Source organism: Gottfriedia sp. NPDC058432, from assembly GCF_042721555.1.
GTDB lineage: Bacteria > Bacillota > Bacilli > Bacillales > Bacillaceae_G > Gottfriedia.
On record NZ_JBHXLC010000008.1, the window covers coordinates 179,249 to 196,116 of the forward strand.

The 16,868-nt window shown below is 32.8% G+C and carries 18 protein-coding genes; 13 read left to right on the top strand and 5 right to left on the bottom strand.

Annotated features, from left to right (window positions below; translation table 11 throughout):
* Window positions 1-54 precede the first annotated feature (54 nt).
* Window positions 55-492, top strand: a complete 438-nt coding sequence (locus tag ACFWM3_RS10695; protein ID WP_056475242.1) for a BrxA/BrxB family bacilliredoxin — start codon at window positions 55-57, stop codon at window positions 490-492.
* Window positions 493-592: 100 nt separating this feature from the next.
* Here ACFWM3_RS10695 and ACFWM3_RS10700 read toward each other — a convergent pair whose 3' ends face one another.
* Complete coding sequence (locus ACFWM3_RS10700; protein ID WP_056475245.1) at window positions 593-790, bottom strand: hypothetical protein; 198 nt, start codon at window positions 788-790, stop codon at window positions 593-595.
* A 155-nt stretch (window positions 791-945) separates the two neighbouring features.
* Between ACFWM3_RS10700 and ACFWM3_RS10705 the strand changes: the two genes are divergently transcribed.
* From ACFWM3_RS10705 to ACFWM3_RS10735, 7 genes are all read left to right on the top strand, one after another.
* Complete coding sequence (locus ACFWM3_RS10705) at window positions 946-1,428, top strand: NUDIX hydrolase (RefSeq protein ID WP_390311319.1); 483 nt, start codon at window positions 946-948, stop codon at window positions 1,426-1,428.
* A 452-nt stretch (window positions 1,429-1,880) separates the two neighbouring features.
* Window positions 1,881-2,636: a transporter substrate-binding domain-containing protein gene (locus ACFWM3_RS10710; protein ID WP_390311320.1), complete on the top strand. Its 756-nt coding sequence runs from the start codon at window positions 1,881-1,883 to the stop codon at window positions 2,634-2,636.
* A 97-nt stretch (window positions 2,637-2,733) separates the two neighbouring features.
* Window positions 2,734-4,074 carry an aspartate aminotransferase family protein gene (locus tag ACFWM3_RS10715; RefSeq protein WP_390311321.1) on the top strand — a complete coding sequence of 447 codons (1,341 nt, stop codon included), beginning with the start codon at window positions 2,734-2,736 and terminating at the stop codon, window positions 4,072-4,074.
* Between the two features lie 79 nt (window positions 4,075-4,153).
* The gene (locus ACFWM3_RS10720; RefSeq protein ID WP_056475253.1) at window positions 4,154-4,813 is read left to right on the top strand and encodes an amino acid ABC transporter permease; all 660 of its coding nucleotides are present in this window, start codon (window positions 4,154-4,156) and stop codon (window positions 4,811-4,813) included.
* Complete coding sequence (locus tag ACFWM3_RS10725) at window positions 4,806-5,528, top strand: amino acid ABC transporter ATP-binding protein (RefSeq protein ID WP_390311322.1); 723 nt, start codon at window positions 4,806-4,808, stop codon at window positions 5,526-5,528. The genes ACFWM3_RS10720 and ACFWM3_RS10725 overlap by 8 nt, the downstream gene beginning before the upstream one ends.
* A gap of 343 nt (window positions 5,529-5,871) precedes the next feature.
* Entirely contained in the window at window positions 5,872-6,216 is a 345-nt protein-coding gene (locus ACFWM3_RS10730; protein WP_056475258.1) for a DUF485 domain-containing protein, read from the top strand.
* Window positions 6,213-7,763 carry a solute symporter family protein gene (locus tag ACFWM3_RS10735; RefSeq protein WP_390311323.1) on the top strand — a complete coding sequence of 517 codons (1,551 nt, stop codon included), beginning with the start codon at window positions 6,213-6,215 and terminating at the stop codon, window positions 7,761-7,763. The genes ACFWM3_RS10730 and ACFWM3_RS10735 overlap by 4 nt, the downstream gene beginning before the upstream one ends.
* 68 nt (window positions 7,764-7,831) lie before the next feature.
* On the opposite strand, the gene ACFWM3_RS10740 is transcribed toward ACFWM3_RS10735, so the two are convergent.
* Window positions 7,832-8,356, bottom strand: a complete 525-nt coding sequence (locus ACFWM3_RS10740) for an acyl-CoA thioesterase (protein ID WP_056475263.1) — start codon at window positions 8,354-8,356, stop codon at window positions 7,832-7,834.
* Window positions 8,357-8,609: 253 nt separating this feature from the next.
* On the opposite strand from ACFWM3_RS10740, the gene ACFWM3_RS10745 reads away from it, so the two are divergent.
* Both ACFWM3_RS10745 and ACFWM3_RS10750 read left to right on the top strand, forming a co-directional pair.
* On the top strand, window positions 8,610-9,569 hold the full coding sequence (locus ACFWM3_RS10745) for an aromatic acid exporter family protein (RefSeq protein ID WP_390311324.1): 960 nt from the start codon (window positions 8,610-8,612) through the stop codon (window positions 9,567-9,569).
* A 13-nt stretch (window positions 9,570-9,582) separates the two neighbouring features.
* The gene (locus ACFWM3_RS10750) at window positions 9,583-10,098 is read left to right on the top strand and encodes a L,D-transpeptidase (RefSeq protein WP_056475269.1); all 516 of its coding nucleotides are present in this window, start codon (window positions 9,583-9,585) and stop codon (window positions 10,096-10,098) included.
* Window positions 10,099-10,168: 70 nt separating this feature from the next.
* Here ACFWM3_RS10750 and prli42 read toward each other — a convergent pair whose 3' ends face one another.
* Both prli42 and ACFWM3_RS10760 read right to left on the bottom strand, forming a co-directional pair.
* Window positions 10,169-10,261, bottom strand: coding sequence for a stressosome-associated protein Prli42 (prli42, locus tag ACFWM3_RS10755; protein WP_156339731.1), 93 nt, complete (start codon window positions 10,259-10,261; stop codon window positions 10,169-10,171).
* Window positions 10,262-10,458: 197 nt separating this feature from the next.
* Window positions 10,459-12,117: a M4 family metallopeptidase gene (locus ACFWM3_RS10760; RefSeq protein WP_390311325.1), complete on the bottom strand. Its 1,659-nt coding sequence runs from the start codon at window positions 12,115-12,117 to the stop codon at window positions 10,459-10,461.
* 461 nt (window positions 12,118-12,578) lie between these two features.
* Here ACFWM3_RS10760 and mce point away from each other — a divergent pair, with 461 nt between their 5' ends.
* From mce to ACFWM3_RS10775, 3 genes are read left to right on the top strand one after another with little or no spacing between them, the layout of a single operon-like run.
* Window positions 12,579-12,998 (top strand): methylmalonyl-CoA epimerase, encoded by a 420-nt coding sequence (gene mce, locus ACFWM3_RS10765; RefSeq protein WP_390311326.1) that lies wholly within the window; start codon window positions 12,579-12,581, stop codon window positions 12,996-12,998.
* The gene (locus tag ACFWM3_RS10770) at window positions 12,985-14,526 is read left to right on the top strand and encodes an acyl-CoA carboxylase subunit beta (RefSeq protein WP_056475277.1); all 1,542 of its coding nucleotides are present in this window, start codon (window positions 12,985-12,987) and stop codon (window positions 14,524-14,526) included. The genes mce and ACFWM3_RS10770 overlap by 14 nt, the downstream gene beginning before the upstream one ends.
* Window positions 14,527-14,564: 38 nt before the next feature.
* The gene (locus ACFWM3_RS10775; protein WP_056475280.1) at window positions 14,565-15,683 is read left to right on the top strand and encodes a M20/M25/M40 family metallo-hydrolase; all 1,119 of its coding nucleotides are present in this window, start codon (window positions 14,565-14,567) and stop codon (window positions 15,681-15,683) included.
* A gap of 444 nt (window positions 15,684-16,127) precedes the next feature.
* Here the strand turns inward: ACFWM3_RS10775 and ACFWM3_RS10780 are convergent, their stop codons facing one another.
* The gene (locus ACFWM3_RS10780) at window positions 16,128-16,724 is read right to left on the bottom strand and encodes a DedA family protein (protein ID WP_390311327.1); all 597 of its coding nucleotides are present in this window, start codon (window positions 16,722-16,724) and stop codon (window positions 16,128-16,130) included.
* Window positions 16,725-16,868: the final 144 nt, after the last annotated feature.

The window sequence follows — 16,868 nt, forward strand, 5'->3', positions numbered from 1 at the left end:
TAATAGCCGCTTAATTGGTAAGATGAAAAAAAGAGCATGTAAGGAGTAGATGAAATGAATATGAATTTTAATTTTTTTATGAATGATGTTGTCCATACTGCACGTCAAGAAATCGTAGCGGCTGGTTATGCAGAGTTAAAAACACCTGAGGACGTCGAGCAAGCACTAGAAAAGAAAGGCACTACACTTGTAATGGTAAACTCAGTATGTGGTTGTGCTGGTGGTATTGCGCGTCCTGCAGCAGCACATTCAGTGCACTATGATGCAAGACCAGACCAATTAGTAACTGTGTTTGCAGGGCAAGATAAAGAAGCTACTGCGAGAGCACGTGAATATTTTACAGGTAAAGCACCATCTTCTCCATCGTTTGCACTTTTAAAAGATGGTGAGCTTGTTGCGATGGTTGAGCGACATGAAATCGAAGGCCATGATCCAATGCAAGTTATTCAAAAACTTCAAAATTACTTCGATCAATTTTGTGAAGAAATTTAAATAAAAAAGTACAAAAATTTATGGGGGAAATTCCATAAATTTTTGTACTTTTTTTGTGCATAATAATATTATTATGTAAACTGAAATGAAATGAACCGTTCTAATTAATGGATAGTTTGTAAATAAAATAAAAAATAAAAAAGAAAGATAGTGCAGCTAAGGAGCATGTAAAAATTAATAGCATTAATGCATCCTTATATGCTGTTTCGTCATATTTTACTCGAAAAGCGAAAGATTCTAGTTTATGTTTTTTGGATTTTCTATATTGGTTTAAATCGATAATATTTGATTGATCCACAACACACCTCTCCTTTGTAGTACTAATATATTATTTAAATTTTAAAATATTCTAAAAAATTAGTAAAGTTGTTTTACAAACAAATAAATAGCAAATTATGCCATAATTAATAGAGATAAAATATACTAATATGCTTGAAAGGTAAGTGGGAATTTGTGAAATATACTTTATGCTTTATCAAACGAAATGATGAACTATTAATGTTAAATCGTATAAATGCTCCTACAATGGGAATTTGGAATGGTGTTGGTGGAAAAATAGAAAATGGGGAAACAATCGAAAGATCAGTGCAAAGAGAGATTGCAGAAGAAACTGGAATTCATATTGAGTTGAAAGATATTACTTATAAAGGGAAAGTGACCTGGCATGAAGAAGATGTGGATTTCGGAGGTATGTATGTATTTCTGGCCGAGGTTTCTAATAACCTAAAATATGATACGCCTTTAAAAACAGATGAAGGAATTTTAGATTGGAAAAAAATAGATTGGGTAATAGATGAAAAAAATCAAGGAGTAGGAGAGTGTATTCCATATTTTCTTCCTATACTATTAAAAAACGAGCGGAATCATCATTATTCCTTTTATTATAAGGAGAATAAGGTTGTTAATGTAGTAATAGAAGAGGAAGTTTTAATATAATAAAATAATTTATAAATGAATAATGTAATCATTTTTATGAAAATACCATTTCCATAATGGTATTTTTTTTATGAATAAGCATGAAAACGCTTAAATTTGGGGGAATTTATGTTTTTGGTAATTTAAAATGCAGTAATATGCGAGATTTGTCGAAAACTTTTTGAATGATTTGAAAAGTGTAATAACAATACTATCATTCACCTAGATGAATAAATATATAAACATAATGAATATTAATGAAAAAAAATTTTAAATAATATCCTTGTAAAATTAGGCTGTATCTAATTTTTTTGTCGAAAACCTGAAAAATATAGTTGCATATTTATTAGTATGTGTTAAAATTCATTTTGTGGAATAATTATTCATTCGAAAAAAATGGTTGTTTAATAGAATACTAAAAAGATAATATAAATAATAAGTTTGAATTTTTAAAAAATTAGGGGGAAGCATTAATGAAAAAATTAGTCGGAGTTTTAGCTGCATCAGCATTATCAATTGGAATGTTATCTGCTTGTAACAAGTCAGATGATAAAACCTTAATCTTAGGAACAAGTGCGGATTATAAGCCTTATGAATTTATTGACACTAAAGAGGATAAAATAGTCGGGTTTGATGTTGATTTAGCTAAAGCGCTTGGTAAAAAAACTGGTTACACTATTAAAGTTAAAGACATTGATTTTAATTCATTAATTACTGCGATGAATGCAGATAAAGTAGATTTTATTATGGCAGGTATGAAAAAGACACCTGAGCGTGCGAAAAATGCAGATTTCACTCAACCATATTTCACTGATCAAAATGAAATAGTTGTAAATAAAGATTCAAACATTAAAAGTGTTAAAGATTTAAAAGGAAAAACAGTCGGTGTACAAGCTGGTTCAATTCAAGAAACAAAAGCAATTGATGTTTCTAAAAAAGTTGGATTTAAAGTTGAAAACCGTAACCGAATCCCTGAGATGGTAGAAGAATTAAAAGCTGGAAGATTTGATGCTGTTGTTATCGAACAATCTGTAGCAAGTGGCTATTTAAATAAATTACCTGAAATGCAAGGCGAATTAATGCAAGATTTCTTTGAAACATCTGGTTCAGCAGTAGCTCTTCCAAAAGGTAGTAAATTAACACCTAAATTTGATAAAGCACTAAAAGAATTAAAAGAAGATGGAACTATTGATAAATTAGTTAAAAAATGGTTCGGAGAATTGAAGTAATACGTAAGTTTTTAATAGATTAAAAGATAAAGCTATAGGGTATGGCAGAAGATATTGAAAATGATAAGTTTTGTTGTAATCAGGGGAGGAATTATTGATGGAGAGAGATTGGAGTCACTTATTAGAAAAAATGCCTTTACGTCTTGCGCCAAGCATGGCAAAGGATCATCCTAACTTACCGGTTGTAAAGGAAGAAGGCTGTTACTACTATGGTGTAGATGGTAAGGAGTACTTAGACTTTACATCTGGCATTGCTACTACAAATGTTGGGCATCGTCACCCAAAAGTAGTACAGGCAATTAAAGATGGTGCTGATTCTTTAGCTCATGGTCCGTCGGGTGTTATTATTTACGAATCGATTTTAAAGCTAGCAGATGAGTTGGCTGAAATTCTTCCTGGTAACTTAGATACTTTCTTTTTTGGTAATAGTGGAACTGAAGCAATTGAAGGTGCTATTAAGTTAGCTAAACATGCTACTAAACGTCCATATATTGTTTCATTTATTGGTTGTTTCCATGGCCGTTCTATGGGAGCATTAAGCGTTACGACATCAAAAAGTAAGTATCGAAAATTTTTACAACCAACAGGCTCTTATCAAATACCGTATGCAAATGTTTCAGAATGCCCTGAAGGTTATGATGAAGAACAATATGTAGTAGAACAATTAGAAAAAGATTTTAAACGTTTATTTAATCATCAAGTAACACCAGAAGAAGTAGCTGCAGTTATTGTAGAGCCAGTTCTAGGTGAAGGTGGATATATAGTACCACCTAAAGCATGGTTAAAGAAAATACGAGAAATCTGTGATAAAAATAATATTTTACTAATTTTTGATGAAGTTCAAACTGGATTTGGTCGTACAGGAGATTGGTTTGCTGCACATACTTTTGATGTAACGCCAGATATTATGGCAATTGCAAAAGGGATTGCAAATGGTATTCCTTTAAGTGCGACTGTAGCATCAAATGAACTAATGAAACAGTGGCCACTAGGTAGTCATGGAACAACATTTGGAGGAAATCCAATAGCTTGTTCAGCTGCACTGGCTGTTTTAGAAATTATTAAAGAAGAAAAGCTTTTAGAAAATACGAAAGAAGTTGGAGCTTACGCTGTAGAAAAACTGAATGCACTAAAAGTAAAGCATCCGGTAATTGGAAGCATTCGCTCAATTGGGTTAATGATCGGCATTGAAATCATTAATCCCGCTACAAAAGAACCAGACGGTGATGGATTATTTAAAATTCTTGATCTGGCTTTGGAAAAAGGTGTTTTATTCTATTTCTGTGGTAACAACAGTGAAGTCATTCGAATGATTCCACCATTAACAGTTACGAAGAATCAAATCGATGATGGGTTAGCAATCTTAGATGAAGCATTAACTGAATATGAGCAATCCATTGGATATGAATTATATGAAACAAAGGGCATTGGTTTCTAAACCAGTGCTCTTTATCTAAACAGACTTTGTCGAATAAACTTGGCAATTTAAAAGACAAATAGTAAAGGAGTACTACAATATGAACTTAGATTTTTCTCAAATTGTCCCTTCAATTCCATATATATTGGCCGGATTAAAATTAACACTTCTAGTAGTTGTTTGTTCAATTTTATTAGGTCTTGTTTTAGCAATATTACTTGCATTAATGAAAATTAGCCGTGCAAAATGGCTAGTTGTAATAGCAGATTTTTATACATCAATTTTTCGTGGAACACCGATGGTTTTGCAATTAATGATTATTTATTATGGTTTACCACAATTAATTGGTGTCGATATCGAAAAGTTTCCTGCAGCCGTATTGGCCTTTGGATTGAATTCAGGAGCTTATGTATCAGAGATCATCCGTGCAGGTATACTAGCAGTAGATAAAGGTCAACAAGAAGCTGCATCAGCTTTAGGGATCCCTTATCGTAAAATGATGTCAAAAATTATTTTACCTCAAGCATTTAAAAATATTTTACCAGCTTTGATGAATGAGTTTATTACGTTAACGAAGGAATCAGCAATGGTAACAGTAATTGGTGCATCTGATTTAATGAGGAGAGCATTCTTAGTTGGTGGAGAGACTTACTCATTTATGGAGCCACTTATTTTTGTAGCTGCAATCTATTACATTATCATTATGATTTTATCACTTCTAGGTAAATCTGTTGAAAGGAGAATGCGTACAAATGATTAGAATTACTAATTTAAATAAAAGCTTTGGAAATGTTCATGTATTAAAAGGAATAACAACTATAATTGAGCAAGGATCTGTTGTTGCTGTAATTGGCCCATCTGGTTCTGGAAAGTCTACATTTTTACGTTGTATGAATTTATTAGAAACTCCTTCAAATGGTGAAATTTGGATGGATGATATTGAAATTACAAATCCTAAAAGTAATATAATGAAAATTCGTGAAGATGTAGGTATGGTATTCCAGCATTTTCATTTGTTCCCACATATGACAGTTCTAGAAAATATTACGTATGCTCCGATTAATGTAAAAGGTATGAGTAAGGCTAAAGCAGAAGAAAATGCGAAGGCTCTACTTGAAAAAGTTGGTCTTCTTGAAAAAGCAAACGTATATCCTCCTAAACTTTCAGGTGGTCAAAAACAACGTGTAGCTATAGCAAGAGCACTTGCAATGGAACCTAAAGTAATGCTATTTGATGAACCAACATCAGCTTTAGATCCAGAGATGGTAAAAGAAGTACTTGAAGTAATGAAATCATTAGCTCATACTGGTATGACAATGGTCATCGTTACACATGAAATGGGTTTTGCAAAGGAAGTTGCAGATCGAATTCTATTCCTAGACGAAGGAAATCTAGTTGAAGATGCAACGCCAATCGAATTATTTACAAAACCTAAAACAAATCGTGCAAAGTTATTCTTAGAGAAGGTTTTATAAGACATTTAATCACTTATAATATGAAGAATCCCTACTTTTCAGTTGAAAAGAGGGATTTTTTTATTGACAAAAAATTCTTTGATTTGGTTTTAACTTGTCTAATTATGTTTTCAGTTTGTAAGTCAGCGGAAGTTTTTTGTATTTCAAGTTGATCTTGAGTTTTAATTCTACAAAAAATAATTTAAAAATTAGAACTTGTTAATTCTTGTCTATCGAAAACATTTATTAAAGTGTTTCTAAATGAAATACAATTATCTTAGTTTCTGAATATTCTTTCATTTGTTTTTAGCAATAATATTTTCAAATTTATCAAGAAATAAAAACTTGAAAGGGGAGTATGATGATGGAATTGGACCAAAACTCTAGTACGAGTATGAGTGAAAGCAAATACTCGGAAGTTGCAAAATCTCATGAGTTTAAACAGTTACTGAAAGCAAAAAGAAAGTTTATCCTACCAATGTCTTTATTCTTTTTTTGTTTTTACATTGCATTACCTTTAATGACTTCTTATTCTAAAGCACTGAATACAAAAGCAATTGGGGAGGTCACATGGGCGTGGATATTTGCATTCGCTCAATTTGTTATGACATGGGTACTATGTATGATGTACAGTAAGAAAGCTGCATCCTTTGACAAAATGGCAGATCGAGTATTGGAAAAGTTAAATAAAGGAGGGGAGGAAATTTGAATACGACGGCATTTACTTTATTTTTAATTATCGTACTTGGAACGCTAGTTATTACATATTTCGCTTCTAAAAAAACAAAAGACGCGAAAGATTTCTATACAGCCGGCGGTGGGTTAACTGGATGGCAAAATGGATTTGCAATTGCAGGAGACTATATGTCAGCGGCATCCTTTTTAGGAATTGCAGGTGCGATCGCTTTAACTGGATTTGATGGATTCTTTTATAGCATCGGATTTTTAGTTGCATATTTAGTCGTTTTATATTTAGTAGCTGAGCCTTTACGAAATCTTGGTAAATATACGTTAGCAGATATGATTGCAGCGCGATTTGATCAAAGAAAAGTAAGAGGGGTAGCCGCGTTAAACACAATGACAATTTCAATCTTTTATATGATTGCACAACTAGTTGGTGCTGGTGCACTGATTAAATTATTACTAGGAATTGATTATACGACTGCTGTTTTAATAGTAGGTATATTAATGACTGTTTATGTAATATTTGGAGGTATGAGGGCTACTAGTTGGGTTCAAATTGTAAAGGCAATACTTCTCATGCTTGGAACATTAGTTATTTCAATCATCGTATTTGCTAAATTTAATTTCAACATTAATGAAATGTTTAGCCAAATGAGAACTGCAACTCCACTAAAGGACTCATTTTTAAATCCAGGTGTAAAATACACAAATGGATTAGACACAATTTCACTTAATTTAGCACTTGTTCTTGGAACAGCTGGATTACCTCATATACTGGTCCGTTTCTTTACAGTCCGTGATGCGAAAACGGCACGAAAATCAGTCGTATATGCAACTTGGTTAATCGGAGCATTTTATATTATGACGATTTTCCTTGGATTTGGGGCAGCTGCCTTTGTTGGAAATTCTGAGATTATAAAAGCAAATCCAGCAGGAAATATGGCGGCGCCACTTTTAGCTGAAGTATTAGGTGGTAACTTTTTATTTGCTTTTGTTTCAGCTGTAGCATTTGCAACTATTCTTGCAGTAGTAGCAGGGCTTGTACTAACTGCTGCATCTGCTTTTGCACATGATTTTTACAATGAAATTTTAAAACAAGGTAAAGCAACTGAAAAAGAGCAAGTATCAATGGCTAGATATGCCTCGATTGGTGTTGCTTTAATCTCAATCTTACTTGCAATATTTGCACAAACATTAAATGTTGCCTTTTTAGTATCTTTAGCATTTGCTGTTGCTGCAAGTGCGAACTTACCAGTCATACTCTTTACAATCTATTGGAAACGTTTTAATACGACGGGCGCAATTACTGGTATGTTAACGGGATTAATATCTGCCATCATACTAGTAGCAATAAGTCCTAATATTTGGAGTCCAATTGAAGGAAAAGCCATTTTTGTTGGAGAACCATTAATAAATTTAACGAATCCAGGGATTATATCGATTCCTTTAGGATTCATAGCTGCATATTTAGGCACAGTTCTTTCAAGTAAAAAAGAAAATGAAGCTAAATTTGATGAAATTCTTGTGAAGTCTAATACCGGCCATGGTGTATCTGGTATTTCTACGCATTAATCATAATTAGAAAAAAAGAAACTGAAGAAAATTCCTCAGTTTCTTTTTTATTTAGGAAACAAATTAATTTACTCATCACTTTGTTTTAATTTTAAAGGTTTTGTAGAGATAATTGTTTCAATGTTTTTACTGATTAATTTATTATTTTTACGATTTTCGATTCTTGCTTTTGCTATTTCAGCAAGTTCTCGTTCTTCTTCAGTTTCAAGAATGATAGTTGGAACTGGTACCGTTTTATTATCTTTCATTCCAACAAATGTTAAAAATGAAGTAGCTGCAACGCGGCGATTGCCTGTAATCAAGTTCTCTGCAATCGCTTTTACGAAAATGACCATAGATGATGTTCCTGTAACTACGACAAAGGATTCATAAGAGATACAATCCTCTTCTGTAACAGGATGTAAGAAGTCTACATGGTCGATCGAAGCAGTAACACATTTCAATCTTGAATGTTTAGAAGCAGTAATTGAAGCAGTCATATCCATGTCAGCAAGAATTTTTCCACCAAATAAAGTTTGGTGATTGTTTAAGTCAGTAGGGAAAACTCGAACAGTTAAAGCTGACCGAGACTCATGGCAATATTTTGAACTCATAAATTCACACCTTTTATTAGAATAATGATATTTTTACCAATCTATTTATTATTAAGCGTAAATATGAGATGAAATTTTCATTAGATATATTTGAGAATGTGCCCTATTATCGTAAAGATTGAACGTACGCTTTAATGGAGCTTAGGCAACGTTGTTTTTATCAATCCTGATCATATTTTTATCTTTTCTTAACTTTAACCTATTAAATGAATCAAATAGCTCATAAAGTAGAACATAAATAATAGGTGATCTTATGTATAGAATTGGTTCAAGGATTGTTAAAACGGCGTTAGGGAGTGCGGTTGCAATTTTTATTGCACAATCGGTGGGAGTTCATTTTTACGCGTCTGCTGGAACATTAACAATATTATGTATACAAACAACCAAAAAGCGTTCATTAGATACAGCATTAAGAAGGTTCTCTGGATGCTTACTAATCATACTTTTTTGTATTTTTTTCTTTCATATTTTTGGTTATACACCTTTTGCGATTGGATTATTACTTTTATTTTTTATTCCAAGTTTAGTAAAACTTAAAATTCAAGAAGGAGTCATTTCTAGTACGGTGATCATGCTACATCTATATGGTCTTAAAAAAATTACAGTTCCGATTATAGTAGATGAAATAACTGTAATTGTAATAGGAATTGGTGTAGCTTTACTTTGCAATTTATATATGCCTAGTTTAGATGATCAAATAAAAAACTATAAAGTACAAATAGATTCTAAATTTTGTTTTATTTTTGAGAAGATTTCTATTTTTTTAAAAGAACCAGCTAATAAGTGTTTTTTAGAAGAATATGATGAAACAGTAAAATTGCTTCAAGAAGCGAAAAGAATTTCTAAATTAGAAATCGATAATCATTATTTTAAATCTTCGAATGATGAAGATTATGAATACTTTTTATTAAGAGAGAGGCAACTTGAAATTATTCACCGTATTATTGACACGGTTTGTGACATAAAAGTGAGTAACGAACAATCTCATATTTTATCCAAATTTTTTAATGACTTAAGTTTTTCAATCAATCCAATTATAAGTGGCGTTATATGCTTACATCAGTTAGAAGAAATCTATCATATGTTTCGTGAAATGCCACTCCCACAAACATCTGATGATTTTGAAACAAGAGCAGCGGTTTTAACAATCATTAATGAAATGGAAAGTTTTTTGATTATGAAATCAAAGTTTAAGGGAAAATACGTTAAGTGAAATTAAAAAGGAGTTGCTTTATTTGCTTAAACTAGTTCTATCACTACTTTTAGTAATTGGTCCAGTATGGCCACTTGGCCAAAACCCGAGGGTAGGCGAACCATTTATTATCATTAACAAAGAAGTTAATAATTTAGCATATATAGAAGATGGTAAAGTCCTAAGGATCTATCGAATTGCTACCGGAAAAACAGCAGATTTAACTCCTGAAGGTATTTTTAATATTACTTATAAAGCCAAAAATCCATATTGGCGCAAAAAGAATATTCCAGGAGGCGATCCTAAAAATCCTCTAGGAACTAGATGGATTGGTTTTGACGCATTAGGTACAGATGGTTCGATTTATGGTATTCATGGAAATAATGACCCTTCAACAATTGGTAAATATATATCAAATGGTTGTGTAAGAATGTACACAAATGATGTGAATGAACTTTTTGATAAAATCCCATATGGAACGAAAGTATTAATCACAACATCAACAAATTCATTTGAACAACTAGCTCGTGAACAAGGTGCGATCAGATAATAAAGAGGATCCACCATCAAAATCTCAAGATCTTGATGATGAATCCTCATTTTACATATTCTTTTTTCTTTTATAACATAGCAGCGATACCTGCAAGTAAAGTAGTAGCAAGCATTGAAATTAACATAATCATAACGACTACTTTTTGTGTTTTTTTTCTCATGTGATTACCACCTTATATTAAAGAATTACTATTTATTAATCATTATAAGAATAATACAAGTGTTGTCCTATTTTAGCATAAGTATGATTATTTTTACAGTATTAGCAATATATCAACGAAAATCACACATTTATTCAAATAAAAAGGTCTCATAAGCATTTATAGCTTACGAGACATCCCTTTTTTTACTTGGAATTTTACTTAATTCCAACCGCATCAAATGCTTTGTTTACTGTAGTTACTTCGGAGCTTGTACCGTAAAGGTCAGAAGCTGCTTTAACACATGCTGCACGTGCTTGGCTGAAAGTAGAGGAAGCTGTTAAGTAAACAGTATTTGCACGATAGAAAATTTGAGCTAGTTTATCATTTCCGATTCCTGTAACAGTCACGCCGTATGCAGTTCCACCTTTAGCAATTAAATATGCAGCTTTATTAATAATACCGCTATTTGTATGAACTCCTCCATTGTCAGATGTTCCAGTGTAACGTTTTGAATAGTTGTCTGGATCTCCATATTTAGTTGGATCACTCATCGAACGAAGTGCATCACCTGCAATTTTTGGCGTATAAATATCTTCACCAATCTCGTAATCAGGGTTTTTATTATTATAGAACTCTATTAATGTACCAAAAATATCAGAAATTGCTTCGTTTAATGCACCAGATTCATTCTGATAAGTTAAATTTGAGCTCTTTTCTGTTACTGCATGAGTTAACTCATGTGCTACTACGTCAATACCACCTGATAATGGAATAAATGTTGTACCATCACCATCGCCATAAACCATTTGCGTACCGTTCCAAAACGCATTGTTGTAATTACGGCCATAATGGACACTCGATTTTAGTGCACCGCCTTTAGTATCATAGGAATTACGTCCAAAAACATTTTTATAATAATCAAATGTTAATCCAGCAAAATAATGTGCATCAACTGCAGCGGCATCATAAGTACTATTTAGAAGGTTATCTGGACTCGTCCAAAGTGTACCTGCAAGACGTGTTTTGTTAGCCGCATCATAAGTGAAAATACCACCTGAGGCTCTAGTATTATCTTGTAAATAATAAGATGAACCTGATAAGGTCATGTTTAGTGTTTTTGAATCACCAAGCACGCCAACTCCTGTTCCAGTTGTATTCGTACTACTCGCTGTACCGCCCGGTTTTGCAGCAGGGGCACTACTATCTGCTTCATCTAAATTATTATAGCTATTTAATATTTTTCCTGTTGATGCATCAATGAAATAATTAAAGTTACCAGGTTTAGGAGAAAGGAAGTTTAAGTTTACAAGGTAAGCGTAAGTAGCTTCATCACCATTTGTATAAACTACTAGATCAGCTGTAGGGTCTTTTTCATATGTAGGAGTATAACCAAGATCGGCTTCTGCAATTTTAATTGATTTGTTGGCATTTACTTTCTTTTCAGATTTAAGTCCTTTTTTCGTATCTAGATTAGGAGCTACCGTACCAGAGAAAACTGTTAGAACACCATCGTCTGCAACTAATGCTGTTTGAGTAGAACCCCAAACGGGTACACCATTATATACTTGTTGCAGTCTAAGAGCGGTGCCTAACATATCTTTATTGCTAGACTTGATGATGAATGATTCTTCTGAGGATTTTGAATCGAGTTTGAATTTATCTTTGTTAGCATTGAGATAACCATGTACAATGCCCTCGGGACTTTGAGTTGATGACTTTGTCAGCTGACCTGAAACAAATTCAGGAGATCCTACAGATTCATTATACTTGTAGCTAGATAACACATTTTTTGGTGCAGCATATGTATTTGTTACTGAAAAACTACTTGCTGCTAAACCTAAAGATAACCCAACTGCCAAAACTTTTTTGTTCACTTAAATTCCTCCCTAGTTAACAAATAGTGATAACGTGGTAATAGTATCATGTAATCTAGTAAGTTTACAAACTACAAAAAACTGCATTAATTGCACTTTTTTTTGAAAAAATAAGTCTTTTATATCGTGTCTATTTAACCTCTCGATTGTTAAGTAGACATATTGTTGTAATAAAAGAGAAAAGTGAGAAGAATGCCGTCGAACTTTTTTTGCATACTTTAAATTTTGGTTTTTTGCTTAAATCATGGTATTTTTTTTCCTCTTTAAAGGAGCAGAATCTAATCGTTGTTCTAGGTTTCAATATTACATCTGCATTGTTATCGCTACGGTTTTAATCATGTTTGTCCACTTTCTTGAATATTGTTTAAATAATAGCTTATGTACTTTTGAACAGATTACAGTACATAAAAAATCTCATATGTTTCTAAAAAAAGCATTGATTTGAAGGAGAGGGCAAAAAAATGTTCACAAATATAGATCATATGGCAATCTGTGTAAAAAATTTAAACGAGAGTATTAAAAAGTATGAGGGTGATTTAGGTTTATCATATTCATACCGTGAAATAGTGGATGACCAAGGTGTAGAAGTCGCGTTTTTTAAAACAAATAAAATTAATATTGAATTAATCCAACCACTTTCATCTACGAATCCTGTACATAAATATATTGAAAAAAAAGGGGAAGGGTTGCATCATATTGCTTTTCAAGTAGATGACATCGAAAAATCATTATTAGAACTAAAAAAACGACAATTCAATTTAATCCATCACTCACCACGTAATGGGAGTGAAGGTTCAAAAGTTGCCTTTATACACCCTAAACAATTCGGAGTATTAATCGAAATTGTTCAAAAAAGGGGGGAGTTTAATGAGCAAGTATGATGATTTATATAAACTATATGAAAAGAAATCTGAAATAGAGCAAGGCGGAGGATTTGAACGGATTGAGAAACAACATGAACGTGGAAAGTTTACAGCACGAGAAAGAATAGACATGCTATTAGATGAAGGTAGTTTTGTTGAGTTATTTAGTTTCGTCCAGCACCGTTGTTCAGATTTTGGAATGGATGAACAAAATGGTGCATGTGATGGAGTGGTCACAGGTTACGGAAAAATTAACGATCGAACGGTCTTTGTCTTTTCACAAGATTTTACTGTGTTCGGTGGTGCATTAGGTGAAATGCATGCGAAAAAAATAAGTCAATTAATGGACATGGCAGTACAGTGTAAGGCTCCGATTATTGGATTAAATGATTCAGGTGGTGCGAGAATCCAAGAAGGTGTCCTTTCTTTAGATGGTTATGGACATGTGTTTTATCGAAATACGATTTATTCTGGGGTAGTACCACAAATTTCGGTTATTATGGGGCCTTGTGCAGGTGGTGCTGTCTATTCTCCAGCAATTACAGACTTCGTTATAATGGTTAATGGTACTAGCCAAATGTTTATTACTGGTCCTAAGGTAATTGAAAGTGTAACAGGTGAAAAAATCTCAGCAGAGGATTTAGGTGGAGCTAAAGTCCATAATGAGATCAGTGGGAATGCCCATTTCCAAGCTGAATCGGAAGAAGAAGCTCTTAAAATCGTTCGAAATTTAATAGAGTATTTACCGGCTCACTGGGAAGAAAAAGCACCTACTAAAATGAAAACTGAAAAAGATCTTGATGATTTAATGGAGCTTATACCTGATGAAAGTAGTCGACCTTATGATGTTAAAAAAATAGTAGAAATGATTGTAGATGATGATTCCTTATTTGAGGTTCAAAAATATTTCGCTAAAAACTTAGTTGTGGGATTTGCTAGATTAAATGGTGAAGTAGTAGGACTAGTTTGTAATCAACCTAAATTTATGGCTGGAGGTCTAGATTTACATTCAGCTGATAAAGGGGCAAGATTTATTCGTTTTTGTGATAGTTTTAATATACCAATCATCACGTTTGTTGATGTGACGGGGTTTTTTCCTGGTGTAAAACAGGAGCATGGAGGTATAATAAGGCATGGTGCTAAGCTTTTATATGCGTACTCTGAGGCAACAGTTCCAAAAGTTACAGTCATTACGAGAAAAGCATTTGGTGGAGCTTATGTTGCATTAAATAGTAAATCGATTGGAGCGGATTTAGTATTTGCATGGCCAAACGCTGAAATCGCTGTAATGGGTGCTGCAGGTGCTGTAAATATCTTATACGGAAAAGAAATCTCTCAAAGTAATCGTCCAGATGAGTTAAGATCTGAATGGATGGATCAATATAAAGAGAAATTTTCTAATCCTTACGTTGCTGCAAAATATGGTCTAGTTGATGATGTTATTGATCCAAGAATGACTAGAAAAAAGCTTATTCAATCTTTAGAAGTATTAAAAAACAAAAATGAAAAGCGCCCAGCTAAAAAACATGGTAATATACCTTTGTAGACAATTTTTTACATATACAATTTGGAGGCATGACAGAAATGATTAATGAACAACGTATAGTCGATGAATTTTTAGAATTAGTACAAGTAGACTCTGAAACTAAGTTTGAAGCTGAAATTGCAAAGGTTTTAAAACAAAAATTAGAAGCTCTTGGAATGAATGTTTTTGAAGACGACACGATGGGTGTTACAGGTCACGGTGCTGGAAATATTGTTGCTACAATTCCTGCTACTAAAGAAGGCGTTGACGGTATTTTCTTCTCTTGTCATATGGATACAGTAACTCCAGGTAAAGGAATCAAACCATCAATCAAAGATGGATACATCGTTACTGATGGAACTACAATTCTAGGTGCAGATGATAAAGCTGGTATCGCAGCATTTTTAGAAGCCGCAAAAATCATTAAAGAACAAAATATTGAGCATGGTGAAATCCAATTCATTATCTCAGTTGGTGAAGAATCTGGATTACATGGTGCTAAAGCAATGGATCCAAAATTAATCACTACTAAATTTGGATATGCATTAGATAGCGATGAAGAAGTAGGTAACATTATCGTAGCAGCTCCAACTCAAGCTAAAGTAATTGCTACAATTTATGGTAAAACTGCACATGCAGGTGTTGCACCTGAAAAAGGCGTTTCAGCGATTACGATTGCTTCTAAAGCAATTGCAAGAATGCCACTTGGTCGAATCGACGAAGAAACGACTGCTAATATCGGACGTTTCGAAGGTGGTAGTGCAACAAATATTGTATGCGATCAAGTGAATATTTTAGCTGAAGCTCGTTCATTAATCGGTGAAAAAATGGAAGCTCAAGTAGCTAAAATGAAAGCTGCCTTTGAAGAAGCAGCTACTGAAATGGGTGGACGTGCTGAAGTAGAAGTACAAATTATGTACCCAGGATTTAAATTTGGTGAAGGAGACCACGTTGTTGAAGTTGCAAAACGTGCAGCAGAAAAAATTGGACGTACTCCTGCATTACAACAAAGTGGTGGAGGATCTGATGCGAACGTATTCGCAGGTCACGGTTTCCCAATCGTAAACTTAGCAATCGGTTATGAAGAAATCCACACTACAAATGAAAGAATGCCAATCAAAGAGTTAGTAAAAACTGCTGAAATGGTCATTGCAATTGTAGAAGAAGTTGCAAAATAATTAAGTAAAAAAAGGGCTGTCTTATCTGTCAGATTAACTGACAAATAGGCGCCCTCTTTTTAATTTTAAACATAACTAATATATAGAATCTACTAATGAGAGGGGTATCTCATTAGTGCCATTGATTTTTATATGATTTGAACTTTATTTTTAAAGATAATTAGCAGCTTTTTATACAATTTTTAATCGAATTAGAGCAAATTTGCTAGTTTTTCATTTGAAAGGATCAACTATTGTACGATTTTTGGCTTTAATACCTTAACGAGTATGAGTAATTATTTATTTGCGATTCTTTGGAATTTAATTGCGATTTTCAGATTTACACCGGGAGTCGAGTAACATTCGCTCCAATCAACTTATCTATCAAAAGAAGACGAGACACTATTATGTCTCGTCTTTTTTGTGTTATTACATATGTATTTCTCAAGACTCTAAAAGCCTACTCTAATTTGTAGTTAATCGTTTTCTAAATAGGAAAAAGAATAAAATTGCTATCAATAAGGCAGTTGAAAACATGACTAAACTGTACTTTGCAAAAATAGTGGCCACTTTATCCCATTGTTCACCTAAAATTTTTCCTAATGTTATAAAAGTGAATCCCCAAAGAATTGCTCCAACAAATGCAAACGTTGCAAATTTTCTAAAGGAATATTTATTAATGGCTGCAAAATAAGCAGTTAAATGTCTGATTCCAGGAATAAAAAATCCTATAATAAGAATATACGGTCCAAATTTTGAGAATAAGTTTTTTGTGATATCAATTTTTTTCTCTGTAATATGAACTTTTGGTCCGTATTTATTTAATAAAGGTAAACCAAATATGTATCCGAGTAAATAACTTAAAGAGATTCCACAAATGATTCCGATAAAAGCACAAGCTAGAGAAGGTAAATATGACATTCTACCTTGAAATACATTATAACCTACGTATGTTAAAAGAATTTCATCTGGTAATGGCAGACCTATTATTCCACCTATTAATGCTAAAATGATGCCAATATAACCATAGTGACTAATTAATCCGTTTAAATGATGAACCATTAATAATACACATCCTCGATTTTTTCCGCTTAAATTAGATTGTGATAATATCATTGTGTACAAACAAATGTATTTTATAGCATTTTCTTTAATATGGCAATTCAAAATTCAAATAATTTTATTATTATTAGAATAATTTAATAC